At 51.8% G+C, this 19276-nt stretch carries 18 protein-coding genes; 6 read left to right on the forward strand and 12 right to left on the reverse strand.

The window, feature by feature from the left end:
* The 3 genes from OXG87_11645 to OXG87_11655 all read left to right on the forward strand — a co-directional run.
* Positions 1-800 (forward strand): fibronectin type III domain-containing protein (locus OXG87_11645; protein ID MCY3870202.1); only part of this gene is annotated, 800 nt, incomplete at its 5' end.
* Positions 801-1020: 220 nt separating this feature from the next.
* Positions 1021-2358, forward strand: coding sequence for a sigma-54 dependent transcriptional regulator (locus OXG87_11650; protein ID MCY3870203.1), 1338 nt, complete (start codon positions 1021-1023; stop codon positions 2356-2358).
* A 68-nt stretch (positions 2359-2426) separates the two neighbouring features.
* Positions 2427-3593: a threonine synthase gene (locus OXG87_11655; GenBank protein MCY3870204.1), complete on the forward strand. Its 1167-nt coding sequence runs from the start codon at positions 2427-2429 to the stop codon at positions 3591-3593.
* Here the strand turns inward: OXG87_11655 and hpnE are convergent.
* From hpnE to OXG87_11680, 5 genes are all read right to left on the reverse strand, one after another.
* On the reverse strand, positions 3582-4895 hold the full coding sequence (gene hpnE / locus OXG87_11660; GenBank protein MCY3870205.1) for a hydroxysqualene dehydroxylase HpnE: 1314 nt from the start codon (positions 4893-4895) through the stop codon (positions 3582-3584). The genes OXG87_11655 and hpnE overlap by 12 nt on opposite strands.
* Position 4896: 1 nt before the next feature.
* Complete coding sequence (gene hpnD / locus OXG87_11665; GenBank protein ID MCY3870206.1) at positions 4897-5745, reverse strand: presqualene diphosphate synthase HpnD; 849 nt, start codon at positions 5743-5745, stop codon at positions 4897-4899.
* Complete coding sequence (gene hpnC / locus OXG87_11670) at positions 5742-6614, reverse strand: squalene synthase HpnC (GenBank protein MCY3870207.1); 873 nt, start codon at positions 6612-6614, stop codon at positions 5742-5744. The genes hpnD and hpnC overlap by 4 nt, the downstream gene beginning before the upstream one ends.
* Before the next feature lie 442 nt (positions 6615-7056).
* Entirely contained in the window at positions 7057-7254 is a 198-nt protein-coding gene (locus OXG87_11675; protein ID MCY3870208.1) for a hypothetical protein, read from the reverse strand.
* 259 nt (positions 7255-7513) lie between these two features.
* Positions 7514-7861 (reverse strand): SUMF1/EgtB/PvdO family nonheme iron enzyme, encoded by a 348-nt coding sequence (locus OXG87_11680; GenBank protein MCY3870209.1) that lies wholly within the window; start codon positions 7859-7861, stop codon positions 7514-7516.
* 126 nt (positions 7862-7987) lie between these two features.
* On the opposite strand from OXG87_11680, the gene OXG87_11685 reads away from it, so the two are divergent.
* Positions 7988-9151: an IS256 family transposase gene (locus OXG87_11685; GenBank protein MCY3870210.1), complete on the forward strand. Its 1164-nt coding sequence runs from the start codon at positions 7988-7990 to the stop codon at positions 9149-9151.
* A gap of 171 nt (positions 9152-9322) precedes the next feature.
* Here the strand turns inward: OXG87_11685 and OXG87_11690 are convergent, their stop codons facing one another.
* Positions 9323-10000, reverse strand: coding sequence for a hypothetical protein (locus OXG87_11690; GenBank protein ID MCY3870211.1), 678 nt, complete (start codon positions 9998-10000; stop codon positions 9323-9325).
* A gap of 234 nt (positions 10001-10234) precedes the next feature.
* Here OXG87_11690 and OXG87_11695 point away from each other — a divergent pair, with 234 nt between their 5' ends.
* Positions 10235-11431: an aspartate/tyrosine/aromatic aminotransferase gene (locus OXG87_11695; GenBank protein ID MCY3870212.1), complete on the forward strand. Its 1197-nt coding sequence runs from the start codon at positions 10235-10237 to the stop codon at positions 11429-11431.
* 9 nt (positions 11432-11440) lie between these two features.
* A complete protein-coding gene (locus tag OXG87_11700; protein MCY3870213.1) occupies positions 11441-12214 on the forward strand; it encodes a 3-oxoacyl-ACP reductase FabG in 774 nt (257 codons plus the stop codon).
* A 15-nt stretch (positions 12215-12229) separates the two neighbouring features.
* Here the strand turns inward: OXG87_11700 and OXG87_11705 are convergent, their stop codons facing one another.
* From OXG87_11705 to OXG87_11730, 6 genes are all read right to left on the reverse strand, one after another.
* Positions 12230-12952: an ankyrin repeat domain-containing protein gene (locus OXG87_11705; protein MCY3870214.1), complete on the reverse strand. Its 723-nt coding sequence runs from the start codon at positions 12950-12952 to the stop codon at positions 12230-12232.
* 13 nt (positions 12953-12965) lie between these two features.
* Entirely contained in the window at positions 12966-13319 is a 354-nt protein-coding gene (locus OXG87_11710) for an STAS domain-containing protein (protein MCY3870215.1), read from the reverse strand.
* Positions 13320-13349: 30 nt separating this feature from the next.
* A complete protein-coding gene (locus OXG87_11715; protein ID MCY3870216.1) occupies positions 13350-14600 on the reverse strand; it encodes a CehA/McbA family metallohydrolase in 1251 nt (416 codons plus the stop codon).
* Positions 14601-14708: 108 nt separating this feature from the next.
* Positions 14709-15824: a hypothetical protein gene (locus OXG87_11720; protein ID MCY3870217.1), complete on the reverse strand. Its 1116-nt coding sequence runs from the start codon at positions 15822-15824 to the stop codon at positions 14709-14711.
* Between the two features lie 32 nt (positions 15825-15856).
* A complete protein-coding gene (locus OXG87_11725; GenBank protein MCY3870218.1) occupies positions 15857-17545 on the reverse strand; it encodes a dihydroxy-acid dehydratase in 1689 nt (562 codons plus the stop codon).
* Positions 17542-19276, reverse strand: a 1735-nt coding sequence (locus OXG87_11730) for a phospho-sugar mutase (GenBank protein MCY3870219.1), incomplete at its 5' end; no start/stop codon positions are given. The genes OXG87_11730 and OXG87_11725, both read right to left, overlap by 4 nt.

The raw sequence follows: 19276 nt of genomic DNA on the forward strand, positions 1-19276 counted from the left end.
TGCGCTACACAGACCCGGCGCAAACCGAGGCTGAAGCGACCTTCGCGACCGTGCATACGACTTATGTTGATTCGCCCCTGGTATCGGAACAGACCTATGTGTACCGCGTACAGGCGGTTGGTGTAAATAACACAGAAAGCGAACTATCGCTATTTGCCTCTGCAACGGTACTGATTGATGATAGCCCACCCGCTACCCCCGGCAATTTTGCCGCTGTTTTGGCGAGTACCGGCACAGCGATTGAGTTGCGTTGGGATGCCCCCATAAGAGATGCAAATGGCGGTGCCCTGACGGGACTTGCCCGCTATGTGATTTATCGCGCGGACTCATCGAATACTGTGCCGGTTGAGCTCACAACCGTAGATGCGGCGCATCAAATGTATCTGGATACCGGTCTGGCAAACCGCACGATTTACAGATATCAGATCTCTGCCATTGACGACAAGGGCAATGAGAGTGCGCGATCACCTATCAGGACAGTGACCACAGCTGAAACGGATGTCGTGGCACCATCGAACCTGCAGGTTTCTTATAATGGCGATGTTCCCGAGGTCATTTTGACCTGGAGAGAGCCCGCTGAGTTTGACAGTTTTGTGATTCAACGGGCAGTACTCACCCCAGGGACTCCCCTTCAAGATTTAACAGATGCAAATTACACGAATTTGAGCAGCACACAACAGACCTCTACTTATAGCGATACAAATATAACAAGTGGGGTCACCTATGTTTACCGGGTCCGCACAAATCTTGCTGGTCGGATCAGTAGTCCTTCCAATATTGTGATTATTGTGGTCCCATAGAGCCAACAGCAGTCAAAAAATGGCGTCCTTCTCTTGAAGGACGCCATTTTTTTTATAAATAAGAGCCAACTGTCGCCTTTTATGCGTCAGATGTACGAATCAAAAATTTTCATAATTTTCTTAACTAATTATTTATCAACATGTTATAAATTCTGTTATCACTGGCACAAATTGTGCATGACGTCTCTTGTAAAACAACTCATTACATATTGGAGGTTTTATGGGAGACATACTGATTGTTGATGGAAACCCGCAACGCGCAATGCAATTGGCGCAACTGTTGGAAGAACTGGGCGCAAACGCGCGCATAGCGGGCTCTTTTTATCACAGCTTGAAACGCATTGAAGAAAAAAACCCCGATCTCGCCCTTGTCGCTGAAATCCTCCCCGATGGACGGGGATTAAAGCTACTTCCCGTATTTGAAGATCTATGTCCCGTCGTGATTGTGGGTGAATATATGGCATCTGATAGAATACTCGAGGCTTTGTCGTTGGGCGCACGCGATTTTCTCGTACATCCCATTGATCGGCAGACGCTGGATATTCTGATCTCTCAATTGAAGGTCGAGGGTAAAATCGCGCTACACTATCTGTCTCAAAATCCCAGAAACGAGTCACCTACGGGGATGGTGATTGGATCGTGTCCAGACATGTTGCTCGCACTCAAGCGCGCGGGCCTGGCAGCGCGAACATCGGCTTCGGTCCTGCTTTATGGAGAAAGTGGAACCGGAAAAGAGTTGATGGCGCGAGAAATACATCGGGCTTCAGGGCGGTCGGGGGCATTTGTAGCACTCAATTGCGCGGCAATAGCGGAAAGCATCGCCGAAAGTGAACTCTTTGGGCATGAGCGAGGCGCTTTTACCGGCGCCATAACACGTCGGGCAGGGTGTTTTGAACAAGCCGATGGCGGCACGCTTTTTCTCGACGAAATTGGTGAGGCATCGCCTGCTTTTCAGGCCAAACTGCTACGGGTCTTAGACCGCGGTGAATTTGTCAGAGTTGGCGGGCAATCACTCATACAGACGCAGGTTCGGGTAATTGCTGCCACCAACCGCGACCTCGATGCCATGATTGAACAAGGCGAATTTCGCCTGGATTTGTTTTACAGGCTCAGCGCCGTAACCTTATCCCTCCCCCCTCTGCGGGAGCGCAGCGAAGATATCCCACACATTGTTCAAGCAATGCTAACGCGATTGAAAGCCGATACGGGCCTGGAAGTACAGGGAGTTTCTGAAGCGGCGGTTGCATATCTGGCAAGATGTGAATGGCCGGGTAATTTAAGGGAATTGCAACACGCCATTTACCGCGCAGCCCTGGCCTGTCAGAAAGGGGTAATTCGCCCCGAACATCTCGATGTGCTCATGCCCACACAGTCCAGCACATCGGACAAAATTGAAACCCTGTATGAAATCGAACAGGCGCATATTGAGCGGGTGATGCTCGCCACTGGTGGCAATCAAGGACGAGCCTGTGAGTTACTCGGGATATCCAGACCAACATTGAGACGAAAAATACGCCGATACGCGGTTGAAAGAATGAAAAACGGACAGATGTGTTAGACCTTGACTAAAAAAAAAGTACGACTCATACTATGATGAGCTTTTAACTTTTTTTTAGAGAGGTAATTATGGGATTTCTCATTGATCTGGTCTGCACAAAAACGGACAAAGCGTATTCAAAAGACCAGCTCTGGAATTTGAGCCCAGAGGCAGATGCGCCGTTATTTGCCCGATATGATCTCGATGCGGTTGCAAAAGCCATGCGCCGGGAAAAACTCGCAGAACGCGTACCGACAATGTGGCGTTATGCCGAAGTTTTGCCGGTCGAAAACGAGCAATTTCAGGTGAGTCTCGGTGAAGGATTCACCCCGTTGTTGCAAGCAACATCACTGGGGCGAAAAATCGGTGTACCAAAGCTGTACATCAAAGACGAAGGCTTAAATCCGACGGGATCATTTAAAGCGCGCGGCATGTCAGCGGCAATTTCAAGAGCTGCGGAATTGGGCGCTCAGGCCATTGCCATTCCCTCGGCCGGCAATGCAGGTGGTGCAACAGCCGCTTATGCTGCGCGAGCGGGCTTGCCAGCGCATATTTTTATGCCCAAAGATGTGCCGCAGGCCAATTACATCGAATGCAAGGTCCTGGGCGCACATGTCGAATTGATCGACGGTCTGATTTCCGATTGCGGAAAAATTGTGGCATCGCGCAAAGAAGCCGAAGGCTGGTTTGATATCTCGACCCTGAAAGAGCCGTACCGTGTAGAAGGCAAAAAAACAATGGGCTATGAATTGGCCGAACAATTTGATTGGGAATTGCCAGAAGTCGTCATCTATCCAACCGGAGGTGGCACGGGATTAATCGGCATGTGGAAGGCATTTGACGAAATGGAACAAATGGGATGGATTGGCTCAGAGCGCCCCCGTATGATATCCGTACAAGCGGCGGGATGCGCGCCCATTGTCCGCGCTTATAGCGCAGGAGAAGAACACGCCGAACCCTGGATCAATGCAGAAACAATTGCGGCAGGTCTGCGCGTCCCTGCTGCCGTCGGTGACTTTTTGATGCTAAAAGCCATCCGCGACAGCGGTGGATGCGCGCTTTCCGTCACAGATGAAGAACTAATGGCATCCACATCAAAAATGGCTGCCGCCGTGGGATCATTTCCCGCGCCCGAAGGCGCAGCCACCCTCGCTGCTCTTGAAAAACTCATAGCGGAAAATCAGGTTAGCGAGCGCGAGCGCGTCGTATTATTCAACACGGGAACGGGCTTAAAATACATCGAATTATTTCAGTAAGACAGCATCTGCAGCCGCGTACCCGCTCCTGACAGCACCTTCGATGGTCGGCGGCAATCCAGTATCTGTCCAATCGCCCGCGAGAAACAAACAGGGATGTGGCGTCTGAGTTTTGGGCACTGCATAAGAAAGCGGCAACGCGCAAGTCGCCGCGTGTTCGCATATCACTCTGGCTTGTAATACCTCGGCACGCCTACTTTCGGGAAAGACCTGATGAAGCTCTCTGCAAGCCATATCAATAAGATCGTCATTTGACATGTGCAAAAGATGATGCGCCGCAGATGCAACCATGGTGAGAAAGCCCTCAGAAGCGCGGTCGTGATCGCCATAGAGCACGGACTTGTTAAAAACCCATTCCATTGTCGTGCCGAGCAAACCGCACATAGGTTCACGCATAATGGGCCGATCAAACCACAAGTTTACAGAAAAAATGGGCGATGGCTCGTATTGACAAAGCGTGTGATGGAGTTCGGCAAAAGTCTTCGCACAAATCATTCTGGCGAGTTGTAGCGGAGGAACCGCCGCAATACACATATCTGTGTCTATCACACCTCCCGAACGGGTATGGATGCGAACGTCCGAAGGGGCAGGCGCAATAGATGTCACAGCTATTCCGCACTGGACTTCGCCACCCCGTTTTGAGATATATTCCCGTGCGCGATTCTCAAACAAACCGCTCAGGCCCGTCCGCGCATATCCCAAACGCGCGCCATCCGATTCGCCCAAAAAAGCTTCTCGCAGCACAGCTTGAAGATATCGCGCACTGGCATTTTGCGGTCGTTGATTGAGAGCCGCAATACAAAGCGGATCCCAGAAAGCCCTACGCATGCGCGGTTTCTGACCGCAATCATCGAGCCAGGCATCTACAGTGAGACCGATATCCAGATCCCTGTGCAACTCCGCCACGATCTTTCTCAACGGCGGGATATCTGTCCAGTGAACCGCGCCAAAACGCAAAAAGCCAGACAGCAGATTCAACGGCACGGGCAAAAAGGATGGAAACCTCAACGTGTACGCACCACCATCGGCGTGGCGAAAATCTATCCTGAACTGAGGTTGGAACACCACATCGTCGCGCGCACCAATCCGCCCGAGAAAATCGAGCGTCTCCCGATAGCACTTCATCAACAGATGCTGCCCATTATCAACCGTATCGCCCGTAACGGGGTCTGAAAATGAAAAGGTGCGCCCCCCCAATTGCTGCCGCCGCTCCAAAAGTGTAACGGGATATCCAGCATCGCAAAGGCGGACAGCTGCTGCAAGACCGGCAAATCCCCCCCCGATTACAGTTACGCGTTTCACATTACCTCCACGCGACACGACTGCCCAGCCAATAGCGCAGCGCAATGCCCAGTTTGTGCAAATCGTTGAGACGAATAGACGCGCCAAAAACATCGTAATTGGCGCGCTGGATCTTCACGAGCAACTGGGCATAAATTTTGCCCATAATCTGTGCCGAAAACATGGCGGACCGGTCCTCCGCGGGAAGCAATTCTTCGGCTGTTTGATAGAAGGTCCACGCGCGTTGCGCTTGAAACCGCATCAGGTCGATAAACGCAGCATTATAATCTCCCCGAGCAAGATCTTTTTTCGTATATCCAAACCGCGCCATCTCTTCCTGCGGAAGATAAATGCGGTCCTGTTGCCAATCCGTATGCACATCTCGCAAAATATTGGTCAATTGAAGCGCGAGCCCCAGATTAACGGCGTATTCGCGGGTCTGCGGATTGCGGTACCCAAAAATTTCAATACAGATTAACCCCACAACCGATGCGACCCGGTAGCAGTATTCGCGCAACTCGTCAAACGTAGCATACCGATTCTTTGTCAAATCCATCTCAACACCCTCAATAAGCGCCAGAAAATGCGCTTTGGGAATGGGAAAATCCCGCAAAACAGCCTGCAAATTCTGCGCGATTGGATGTGAAGCATTGCCCATATAACAGGCGTGGAGTTGCTCGCGCCATGCCTTGAGGTGGCACCGCGCCTCTTCTGGCGAAGCCGCATCATCCACTATATCATCCGTATGTCGGCTAAACGCATAAACCGAAAAAATGGCCTCGCGTTTCTTGCGCGGCAAAAAAACAAAGGCGTAAAAAAAATTCGTTCGGGCGCCTCGCACGATTTTGCCAATGTGTTTTTTCAGGTTCATAAGTGGAAAAGCGTCTTAAACAAAAGCGCGGGCAAATCGCGTTTTGTAATCGTGGGCCGTCGATGAAACACATCGCAATCGTTATCGCGAATCTTTTTCAGAATATGCATACCGCCCAAACAGGTCAACCGCAGTTCAAAACGCAATCGCCCCTTCACCATATCCAGCAGGGGATAACCCGCCACAAACAGATCCCGTGTGCGGTTGATGAGATAATCCATAAGCCTGCAAAATTCCGGCGTAACGCGCTGATCGCGCAAATCTGAAATCCCGACACCAAACCGTTTGAGATCCTCCTGCGGGAGATAAATGCGACCGCGCGAAAAATCAATCGCAATATCCTGCCAGAAATTGGCGAGTTGCAGCGCACTACATATCGCGTCAGAATACCGCGCATAGCCCTCACCGCGATACCCAAACAAATGGAGAATAAGCCGCCCCACGGGATTGGCAGAAAAAGTGCAATACGTCAGCAAATCCCGATACGTCTGATGCCGTTGCGTCGTCACATCCATGCGAAAAGCCGTGAGCAAATCCCTGAGCAATTGCACGGGCAAATCGCGCGTGCGAATCGTTTCCGCAAGCGCCGTAAATATCGGACCAACCGGATCTGAAAGACACGCATCGAGACGCGCTTCCCACTCGGCCAGATGATTGAGTCGCTCCTGCGCCGTCAAACCCGGCTCATCGGCAAAATCATCCGCCGTGCGCGCAAACGCATAGATACTATACACATGGGGCCGCACGCGTTTGGGAATAAGCACCGAACCAACCGGAAAATTCTCATAATGCGCTCGGGTGAGTGCCTCGCAATGGGCATAAGCCTCTGCAATCTCAACCGCGCGAGTTTTGTATGCAGTCTGTGACATAAGATGAAGATACGACAGGGGGGTGGGAAAATCAATATCGGGATCAGGATAGGAAGGATGGAAGGATGGACAGGATGCACCGCAACACTATAGACAAAAAAGAACGCCCCAGCATCTTTGTGTTGGGGCGGCTTTGTGTATCAGGTAAATTCAAAGTAAAAATGCTCATCAGGTCAAGGGCGCAGAACTCTATATACCGCACTTCGATGTTTTACACTCATAATAATTATCAGCCGTTTTGATCTATCATATTTATACACTATACGATAATCACCTGCACGCAACTTAAACAACCCCTTCAGATTTCCCCCCAACGGTACAGGTGTCTGAATCTCAAATGTTTCTGAAAACTCCTTTAACTTCTCATTTACACGCACAATTATATCTGAACTCAAACGACGTATTTCTTTTCGGGCACTTGAACCAATGATTATCGTATATCTCACTCAATACCCAATTTCTTCATAAAATCCGACCATTTTTTTAATCCAATACCCGCATCAACCTTCGCCTCTGCTTCACGCAATTCTTCTACAAATTCTTCACGCAGTTCAAGCCCCTCATCGGAATCGCCGGTCTCCTCTTGAACTAGGGCATGCGCCTCCTGCCGTGCTATATCCTTTTGTCGTTTAACAGGCATCTCATGCCTCCTGAAATAAAAACTTTGCAATTCAATCCCATATACATAAAACAAAAGTAGCTGATTTCTATGGGTCTGTCAACACCTGCATGGGCGAGTCATCAAACAACACCTGCATCGCGTAATGGGCGACCGTGGGCTTGCATTTTACAGCGTGCGTGTGTAACAATAGCCCTACTTTAAGTCCTGCAGCACAAAAATAGAACGCCCCAGCATCATTTGGCCGGGGCGTTCTTGAGATACATTCATTTGATTCACACTATTTCCGATAGGGATTTGGCGCCACCGCCATCGTCCGCGCAACCCGAAAACCAATGTGACTTGCGCTCCCATTCGCCCTGGTGTAATGGCGTGCGGCTGAACGAAAATGCCGCGTATAATAATCGTGCCACGAGCCTCCGCGCGTAACGCGAAAGGTACAATTCCCTTCTTGCCAAACACTGCCATGGGACGGCGCACCGTCGTAGTTGTCATTCCAGCAGTCCGCTGTCCATTCCTGCACATTCCCGATCATATCGTATAGGCCAAAGTTATTCGGACGAAACGATCCCACAGGCACCGTAATATTTTGCCCATTCTTCGCACAGCTAAAGGTGCTGCGCCCCACGTTCGCATACGTACAAACTGATAGCGTCCTTAAATTTCTGTAAAAAGTAAAAAAGTCACCGTAGCTCCGAGAAAAATCTTAAAATAGGGGTGAGTAAGTAGTATAAACCCTAACTTGGAGGCTACGATGACTTACCCCAAAGATATAAAAATTTCTCAAAGAGAGCAATTTGCACTTTTGAATGACCCTGATTTTCTCAATCAGGCCATCACACGCTTCCTCCAGCAGTTTATGGAAGCCGAGATCACATCATTTTTACAAGCAGAACCCTATCAAAGAACTAGCGAGCGTACGGGCTACCGTAACGGCTATAAACCCCGTGTTCTGAAGACGCGCGTAGGCCGTATCCAACTGAGTATACCCCAAGATCGAGAAGGGCGATTTAGCAGTGCGTTATTCTCACGGTTTCAACGCAGTGAAAAAGCGCTCATTCTTGCCCTTCAAGAGGCGTATTTGCAAGGGGTCTCCACACGCAAAGTGACAAAGATCACAGAAGCCTTGTGTGGCACCTCTTTTTCAAAGTCCCAGGTCTCACAGCTTTGTCAAGACCTGGATGCAGACATCAACGCCTGGCGTGAACGACCCCTTGAGCAAGGATACCCTTATCTGATTATTGATGCGACCTATCTCCACATCCGTAGCAGGGGACAGGTCGCTTCTGAGGCCGTCTTAATCGTTTCTGGCATCGCAGAGAGTGGGCACCGCGACATTTTGGCCATTGACGTGGCGCACACTGAGACAGAAGCCACGTATGCGGACTTGTTTAAAGACCTTAAAAAACGTGGGTTAAAGGGGGTGCATCTCGTCATATCAGACCACCACGAAGGCTTACAAAATGCCATCAAACGACACTTTCAAGGGGCTTCTTGGCAGCATTGTCAAACCCACTTTCACAGAAATATCAAAGGCATCACACCGCCTAAGTATCAACGTGAGGTTGCCCAGACACTCAAAGACGTTTTCAATGCACCCGATCTTGCCACTGCACAAGAGCACCTATCTTCTATGATGGACACCTATGAACCTATACTGCCCAATGCCGTGGAGAAGATAGACCGGGATATCACCCATTGTCTGGCCTGCTTCCACTTTCCACAACAGCATCAAAAACGCATTCGTACCACCAACCTGTTGGAGAGACTCAATCGTGAGATCAAAAGACGTGCCGATGTCGTGCAAATCTTCCCCAATCAAGCGGCTTGTGAACGTCTCATCGGCGCGTTGTGTATGGAGTGGTCTGACGAGTGGATCACCGGCAGACGCTACCTGGACATGACGGATTGGAAATAAACGCTCTGACCCCTATATCACGGAGCTACAATTTTACAGAACTTTTTGGACTTGACCCCCTGTTAAATCTGTTGTTCAAACGACAGCCTACTTTAAAAAAGAACGCCTCAGCATCGTTGTGCCAAGGCATTTTTGTATATCAGGTAAACCATTGCGTCTATTCGAAACAACTCAATGCACCAACTTGATGCCCCATTCAACACATCGCGCTTCGACTTCATCAAGCGGTGCCATTGTCACGATCACGCCATCGACGGTTTTATCGGGATGCAAAGTCCGCATCAACCCCACTTTATCGGCAAAGCGATCCACATCCTCCACCTCGCAAACAGACTTCACCTCAAACACCAATAAAGTACTATTATAGACCAGAATATCGACTTCATAGCGGCGGCCTGAAGGTCCAATCATGCCATCCTCATCTTCAAGGGACTGTCGCAAACGAACATTCTGAGATAATATATCGTCCCTTCCAAGTACCAATCTCATCGTGCCAGCAACAACATCCTCCAGTTTTCTCCCAGATCGCGTTTGGAAACGTCCCACGATCATTTCGACCCAATCTCTCAGATCGGAAAAACGCTGATCCATCTGGTCAAAACGTTCATCAACTTTCTCAAATCGTTCATTGACTTCCGACCGAAATGTTTCCATTCCTGACCGAAATACATCAAATTCGCCACGAAAATCGCGTAATTCAGAAAGGACTGCTGCGACTTCTTCCTTCGTGGCAAAAGTCCGCATAAAAGCCGTATAGATGCGCCGTTCCATCTCTGGATGCCGCGCAAGCAAAGCCGGCAACTGTTTCTCAAGCGTCTCTAACAATTCTTCATCTGTCAACAGGGCCATCTCTCATTCCTCATTGGGATTTCCATAACGCAAGGCCAACAGGCCCAATGACCTTTATCAAATCAAAAGTAGCCGATTTCTATAGACCTGTCAACATCTGCATGGGCGAAACTTTGCAAAACACCCGCATCGCGTAATCGGCGACCGTGGACTTGCATTTTACAGCGTGCGTATGTATCTTTGCCCGCGCACATCCTCACATCCTGCACATCCTGATCCCGAAAGGAAAAAATAATGTTTGAATCCCTGACAATGGCCCCTGCGGATCCCATTATAGGATTGACCGAAGCATTCAAAAACGATCCAAACCCCAAAAAAATAAACCTCGGCGTTGGCGTGTACAAAGACAGCGACGGCAACACGCCGATATTCGCCTCTGTAAAAACAGCAGAAGAACGCCTTTTAACACACGAAGATACCAAAAATTATCTCGGCATAGAAGGCGACGAAGCGTATAACAAAGCCGTACAAGAACTCCTCTGGGGAACAGAACACGAAATACTCACCAGTGGACGCGCGGGAACAGCCCAGGCACCGGGGGGCACGGGCGCATTGCGCATTGCCGGCGACTTCATCCATCAGCACTATCCCCATGCCCGCGTATGGCTGAGTGATCCCACCTGGGCAAACCACCCCAAAATATTTGAATCTGCCGGCGTACCCACAGAAACCTATCGCTATTACAACCCCTCATCTTTTGGCCTGGACTTTGACGCACTCATCCAGGACCTCGGGCAAATCCCCGCAGGCGATGTCGTCTTGCTACACGGATGTTGTCACAACCCGACCGGCGTCGATCCCTCAGCCGAACAATGGGCGCAAATAGCCGACATCATAACCGACCACGGCATCATCCCACTCGTTGACTTTGCCTATCAGGGCCTAGGCAATGGCCTCGTTGAAGACGCCGTCGGCCTCCTGTCTCTCAGCCAGCCCGGCTGTGAACTCCTCGTCGCCAGTTCCTTCTCCAAAAACTTTGGCCTCTACCGCGAGCGCACGGGCGCATTGACCATCGTGGGAAAAGACGCCACCACCGTTGAAAAAGCGATGAGCCACATCAAAATCTGCATCCGCACAAATTATTCCAACCCGCCATCGCACGGCGCACAGGCAGTCGCAACAGTCCTCAACGACCCCGCCTTGCGGGCACAATGGGACGGCGAAGTAAAAGCCATGCGCGACCGCATCAACAACATGCGCACCCTATTTGTGGATACCCTCGAAACAAAAGGCGTGCGGCGCGACTTTTCGTTTATCGCACACCAGAGAGGAATGTTTTCTTTCTCCGGATTGACCCCCGAGCAAGTAGAAGCATTGCGCGAGCGATATTCGATATACATCGTCAGTTCGGGACGCATCAACGTGGCGGGCATGACAAAGGACAACATCGGGCCATTGTGCGAAGCGATAGCAGAGATATTGACAGATTAAGGAGAAACCATGACACTCAAAGACCGCGTGGCAATCGTCACAGGCGCAAGCTCTGGCATTGGGCGGGGCATAGCACTGGCACTGGCACGAGAAGGCGCGCATGTGGCAGTAGCCGATATACAGGAAGCACCTAAACAGGGCATATATCACGACACCGACCTGACCACTTCTACGGCAGAGGAAATAGAAAAATTCGGCAGCAAAGGAATCTTTGTACAGACCGACGTATCGGATGACGAAGCGGTGAAAATCCTGATCGAGCGGACCGTCTCCGAATTTGGCAAACTGGACATACTGGTAAACAACGCTGGCATCACAATACCCGGAGGCATTGAAGAAACAACCATCGCCGACTACGATACTGTAATGGGCGTAAACCTTCGGGCACTATATGTCGCCAGCAAACTCGCCATGCCACACCTGAAAAAACCATCAGGCAGAATCATCCACATCGCATCTGTACAGTCATTTGGTGGGGGCGGAGGACCTGCGTATGCCGCATCAAAAGCCGGCGTCGTCAACCTCACGCGAGACACCGCCCTGGAACTGGCCCCCTTTGGCGCAACCGTCAACGCCATCTGCCCGGGCTACATCGAAACGCCCATACAGGATTATCTCACACCGCAGGACATCGAAGACTGCAAAGTAAAAACCCCATTACCCCGCCTGGGCTTGCCATCGGACATCGGCAACGCCGCGGTATTCTTCGCATCGGACGCCGCCGCTTGGATCACCGGCACAGCCCTGCCTGTAGATGGCGGATGGATGGCGTCTATTTTTTGATTCACTACCGATATGCTATGGGCTGACTGCAACAAATATCATAAAACATAGAAACAAGAGAATAATCACACCCAGAATCACGCCCACCCGACGGTTTTTGGGTTGCGCTGAAGTGATAGCACCACGGTTGATCAACAGTTCCACTGTTTCAGAAGCATCCCCTCGCTTCGCCAGGTCCAGCGGCGTCGCACCATCATTATTCTGCACATTGACATCGGCACCATGGTTCAGCAATACCTCGGCTGCTTCAGAAGAAGCATTATTACTCGCCGCATTGTGTAGCGGCGTATTGCCAACCACATCCTGCACATTGACATCGGCACCGCGATTCAGTAATAACTCGGCCACTTCAGAAGCATTACCAATCGCCGCAAAGTGTAGTGGCGTCGTGCCACCACTATCCTGCACATTGGCATCGGCACCCCGCTCAAGCAATTGCTCAACTACTTCAGAAGCATTACCAATCGCCGCATTGTGTAGCGGCGTCGTACCACCACTGTCCTGCGCGTTGACATAGGCACCCCGCTCAAGCAATAACTCGGCCACTTCAGAAGCATTACCAATCGCCGCAAAGTGTAGTGGCGTATTGCCAGTTTTTTCCCGCACATTGACATCGGCACCGCGCTCAAGCAATTGCTCAACCATTTCACAATCATTATTCTCTACCGCAAAGTGTAGCGGCGCCCGACCACTATCGGGGTTCCGTGCGTTGACATCGGATTCGCAATAATCAGACACAACTCCATCCTCCTTAGCTCAAACCGCTCTTGAATGCGTTGACTGCCTCTGCCTGAGAGTTATAAACCTTGAGGAACCGATCAAAACCACTGATGGTGATAACATTGCGGATTGGATCAGAAAGGGCACAAACGCCAAATTGTTTGCCCGGTACGTTAAATCTCCTGGCAAATATCAGGAAGATCCGAAGCCCTGCACTGCTGAGAAAGGATACCTGCTCAAAGTCCAGCAGCAATGCCCGATCTGCCGGACCAATACCAGATTCCAGGGCGCGCTGCAATTGAGGAGCACTGCTACTATCGATAATACCATTGAGCACAACAATCAAGACCCCGTCTTTCCGCACCCACTTAACATCTATATTCATTTGAATCTATTCCTTAATAAATAATTCGCATCAATGCGGTATCCCCAACTGATGCATCCGCCTATGAATCGCTGCACGGGCTTCGACAAAGGGACGTTCCAGATACGCGAGATGGTCCAACTCGCCGTGATGGTGCGTCGCCGTACCGGGATCGTGCCGGGCAGCGGTTTGACGGATGTACGCCAGATCGCCATCGATAAGCGTCAGCATATACTGGGCGGCTTCCAGATCGAACATCCACCACTCGCCACCGCAGGCGATATAAATTGGCGACGTATGGGCGAATATCCCCCGTCCCCAGCCATCGTGATGGGGAACGCTGGTATAATTGGGACCTGCACACCGGGCGGCAATCCACGTATGCCCATCCACCTTCACCTTTGCCTTTAGTTCCAGCCGCCGCGCACCCTTATTATCTTCCGTCGAAGCAACAACGCGCCCTGCCTGAACGATCTCGAGCGTATGAATCGGGAAAATACTCTCCGCCCACGCTTCGACCTCCACCGTACCGGCCCCCGACAACTGCATTGTATCGCCAACCTGGTGTCCATCCGCGGTGAGGTGAATGATGGGACCACCGCTGTGAAATGTTCGACCCTGCGACACACTCTTGCACCAATTATCGTAGGTAAACTCCTCGTCGGGCAAATAGGCATAAGTGCGGTAAATACCAACGGGCACATCACTGCTCATCTTATCCGTCCCGCCAACCAGCGGCAAGCGGTAACCGCAGTTGAGATAGCGGTAGTATTCCAGGTGATTGAACGGCGCATGACGCAGCATCTCCACGCCATCCACGCGACCAGTAGCAATCAGCGCCGCAGGCTCCCCATTTGGATTCGGGAGATGCGGAATAATAACCGAGCCACCCTGCGCGTGACACTGATCCGCCCAATCACTCATCGTAATCTCCAGCGTCCCACCCAGTTCGGACTCACCGGGACCGTCACTGCACCACGGCATCACCGGCTCTTTGAGACCCCACAGAATGAGATGCCCCAAAAAGTGCTGCCTATTCTCCTGACCGACATAGACGATATTATTCCCATCCTGCGAAATACTCGGCCTGCCCGTAAAATCCTCTGTATTGGTAAAAAGATTGCCCCACTGCGACGGAAGCAAATTGACGATATTGAGATCCTCCCCCTGGGACTCCGTATGACTGCCCTGTGTCGAAAGGAAGTGAACGTGCGAATCCCCGCTATACCATCCCCCCTCGTTCATGTGAATCCATCGCTTGAGACGCAAAGTCAGTTCGCGTTGACCCGGTTGGATCTTCACCCGCGTCCGCAGCGGCTCATACTCAAATCCCCGGGCGACATCTACGATGACTTCTCCGCGCGGCAGCCACCCCTGGAAACGACCGTCTATGTACGCATAAGTAATTTGTCAATGCCGAAGATCGCCACAGATATCAAAATGCCAGCTATCGAGATTGGAATTGACCTGATTGTGATGCCCGTAAGGCTGATAGGGAATCCCCTCCGGCGAGCGGAAGTGGACGCGGCAAGGAATGGGCTTGCCCGTATCGTCATCGAGAACAGTGACGTGAACCCAGTTCCGCCCCCGGTCCAGGAGTTCCACGCGCATGCGCGAGGTCTCGACCACCTTCTTCTCCTCGACATCACCCCACTTGACCTCGCCCACCTTTTCCTCGCCCTGCTTCACCGTCATCGTAGCCGAAGGCGTGGCAGCGACCTCGACATAAGCCGGACTCGATTTGGGATTCTGCGCCTCTCCCCAACCGGCGAAATCATCATTGACAAAATCATCGGCAGACGCTTCGGGCAGTGGATGCACATAAGTTGCCGTCCCCCGATCTACGTCCACGCTAAGGTCAAACGGTTTTTCCGCATCTTCGGGATGGGTCAAAATCAGGCGCGCTTCCCGCTTCCCGTGTCGCACAAAGGGATACTCGTCCAGATGCGAAAGCGTGACACCAGCGATAATAAAACGCGGACCACCCGGGATAATCTCCAGCGACTCGACTACGCGATCCGGCAAAGGATTTTCCCACGCCCACAAAAAATAACCGCGGGACGTGCCGCGCGACACCTCGGTCTGACGTCGCCCCATATCCGCCCATCTCCCTTCGTAACGCGGCAATAGCTGGTCGTTCTGGTCCGGAAGTGCGAGAAAGGGCGCGCCGCCGCTGGATAAATGTGCAATCTCAAATCGCTCGCGGATGGGAATACGAAATTCTTCACCCTCCGCCATCCGAAACAGATAATCCGCCACGTTTTCCCCTAACGGACCGCCCTCCATCAGATCGGAATCCAACAAGCGATGGGCAATAATCACGCGGCGTGCCGACGCGTTGATTGGAATCGTCACGCGACCAGAAGCCTCATCCAACGCGATAAAACAATTCGAACCGGCGTCATTTACCAAAAACGGCAAACCGCGGAATAATTGTTTACCTACAGGAGCCTTCGCATTTGCGCCCAGAACTTCAAGCCCCGCATTGCACAACGCCGACAAATCGAGAGGTTGATAATCTGACATGACAGGTATCCTTTCTTTTAGAGGGTTATATCTCACAAAAAATCCAGATCTGCGCCGAGATGAGCGGGCAAAACGCATTTGGCATACAGGTGTCGCCAGCCTCGACCGGGAATTGGCGCAGGAACAAAAGCCTCGCGGCGAGGCGCAAGCTCTGCCGCATCGACCAGCAAATCAATGCGGCGTTCTTTTGCATTCAACTCAACCATATCGCCATCGCGCACAAAAGCCAGAGGTCCCCCTGTCGCCGCCTCGGGAGAACAGTGCAACACCACCGTACCATAAGACGTCCCACTCATACGCGCATCGGAAATCCGCACCATATCTTTGACTCCTTTTTGCGCCAGATATTTTGGAATAGGCAAAGACCCCGCCTCCGGAAATCCATCGCCCACAGGACCGGCATTTCGCAAAATCATCACATGATCGGGCGTAATATTGAGAGAAGGGTCATCAATCCGCGCAGATGCATCCTCAGCAGAATCAAAAACAACCGCAGGACCCCGGTGCGCCAGCAATTCGGGAGACGCCGCAGCAACCTTGAGCACAGCCCCATCCGGAGCCAGATTGCCGCGAACCACAATCAGCGCGCCCGTAGCGCCAAGAGGATTGTCCAGCGTGCGAATAGTACTTTGCCAGGACTGAGGAGGTTGAACCGTCTTCAAATAATCGCCCAACGCTTGCCCCGTAATCGTCGGCACAGAACAATCCAGCAAAGACGCCAGCGCCTTGAGCAACGCGGGAACGCCACCCGCATCGTGAAAATCCTCCATATAACCCACACCTGCGGGCTTGCAATCCACGAGCAAAGGCACCTGTTGCGACACCTCGTGCATATCTTCCAGCGTAAGCCGAGTTCCCGCCCGCCGCGCAATCGCCAGAAGATGAACAATCGCATTGGTAGAACCACCCAGCGCGTGGAGCACCGCAAGCGCATTGAGAAACGACGCCCGCGTGAGCAATTGTACAGGACGCCGTCCCGCGCGAGCAAGAGCAACAGCCATGCGTCCAGACCGCACACCCACGCGCAGGCGATCTCCCGTACCCGAAAGCGGTGACGCTCCACCAGAAACCATCAAACCCAGCGTCTCCACCACACTCGCCATCGTCGAAGCAGTCCCCATAACCATACACGTCCCCGGTGTACTGCAAAGCGACTGCGTCACACCTTCGATCTGCTCATCGCTCAGTTCCCCAGCGCGATATTGCGCCCAATAACGGCGGCAATCTGTACACGCACCCAACCTCTCACCCTGCCACGAACCGGTCCGCATCGCGCCAGACACCACCTGAACAGCGGGAATATTAGCCGAAGCAGCAGCCATCAACTGCGCAGGCACAGTCTTATCGCAGCCCCCCATCAGCACCACCGCATCCATAGGTTGAGCCGTAATCAGCTCTTCAGTTTCCATAGACAGCAGATTCCGAAAAAGCATCGTCGTAGGCGAAAAGAAAATCTCATTCAGCGAAATCGTGGGAAACACAAACGGCAGGCCACCGCCTTCAAAAACCCCGCGCTTGACCGCCTCGATCAAATCCGGCATATGTCCGTGGCAGGGATTGTAATCAGAAGCCGTCGAAGCAATCCCAATAACGGGACGATCCACATCCTCGCCGTCATATCCCGCAGCCGCGAGAAAAGCCCTGCGTATATACTTGCTAAATTCCGGATCGCCATAACTGGCCAAATTCCGATTGATACCTGTATCTGTCGATTGGGTCATGATGTCACCGCTTTAAGCGCGCACTCTGCTGAAACAAGCATCCCATTGACAATCTCATAGGCGAGCTGATCGACATTTTCGCGCGTCTGCTCCAGATCCTCTCCAGCCAGATCTGCGCGATCAGCCGAAGTCGCCGAAACATAATACTTGATCTTGGGTTCTGTACCAGAAGGCCGGGCAGTAACCCGCGTGTGCCCTTCTTCCGAAAAAGTAAAAGCGAGAACATTGCCCGTAGCACCCTGGATTGTGCGCGTCGTACCCGTCTGAACATTATGCACAGTATTCGTCTGGCGATCAATAACCTCAACCACCTCGTACCCGCCAATTTCAACAGGCGGATCCCGACGCAAGCCATTCATAATCTGAGCAATCTCCTCATTGCCCCGTGCGCCTTCTCGATACGTCGATCTCTGCACCTCGCAAAAATACCCGAACGCGCGATAAATATCGTCCAGATAATCCCGCAACGTGCGACCTTGCCTCTTGAGTTGCGCCGCGCACTCCGCGAGCAAAACCGCAGCCACAGCGGCATCCTTATCGCGCACAAAATCGGTAAACAAGTAACCGTGGCTCTCTTCCGTACCAAACACAAAAGTCTCATCATCTGACAAATTATTGATCACATCGCCGATATATTTGAACCCAACGAGGAGATTATCAACAGGCGTCAAACCAAAACGCCTGGCAATAAGACCAATGAGATCAGTCGTAACAATCGTCTTACACACAATTCCCCTATCGGGCAATTTATCCTGCTCCCTGAGCGAAGTCAAAATATAATAGCACAAAACAGCGCCAATCTGATTGCCATTAATCGCGAGATCTTCGGGAGCGGCATTCCAGCCTCTCTGTGGATCGGGCAACGCACAACCCAGACGATCGGCATCTGGATCGCTCGCCAGAACAATATCAGCCCGAACCTGTCTTGCCTCTTCAATAGCCAGAGAAAGCGCACCCGGATCTTCGGGATTTGCCACACCCCCTGCCACCGTAGGAAAATTGCCATCCGGAACATCTTGCGCCTCAACAACGCGCAAATGGGAATACCCCAGATTCTGAAGCGCGGGCACAACACTCGTTGAACCAACACCGTGCAGCGGCGTATATACAACACGTATATCGCGGGCATCGCAAAGGGAAAGATCGACCAGCTTTTCAACATATTGTGCGTCGAGCTTCTCATCGAGCACCTCTATCAACCCCCTATCCACCCCGTCCGCATAGTCAATTCTATCGAGACGCTTAACAGCACCAACCTCGGCAATAATATTCTTATCGTGCGGCGGAACCACCTGCCCGCCATCAATCCAGCACACCTTAAAACCATTATCCGAAGGAGGATTGTGACTCGCGCTAATAACCACCCCTGCAACAGCCCCTGTCTGGCGAAGCGCAAAAGAAAGATGAGGCGTTGCGCGGGGACCATCAAACAGACGCGCAACAATACCATTACCCGCAATAATCGCAGCCGTCTCCCGCGCAAAAACATCCGAATTGTTCCGCGTATCGTGCGCAATCACCACACCCATATCTCTGGCATCCTCAATACCCGACTTGAGTATATATTGCGCCAAACCCTGCGCCGCTTCTCCAATCGTCCTCAAATTGATTCGATTGGGACCCGGCCCCATCTTGCCCCGAATACCGCCCGTACCAAACTCGATATGGGTGCGAAAAGCATCCTCAATCTCGTCTATATCTTCACCTTCAATAAGCAATTGAATTTCCGGT

This window comes from Gemmatimonadota bacterium, assembly GCA_026706845.1.
In the GTDB taxonomy this organism is placed as follows: Bacteria; Latescibacterota; UBA2968; order UBA2968; family UBA2968; genus VXRD01.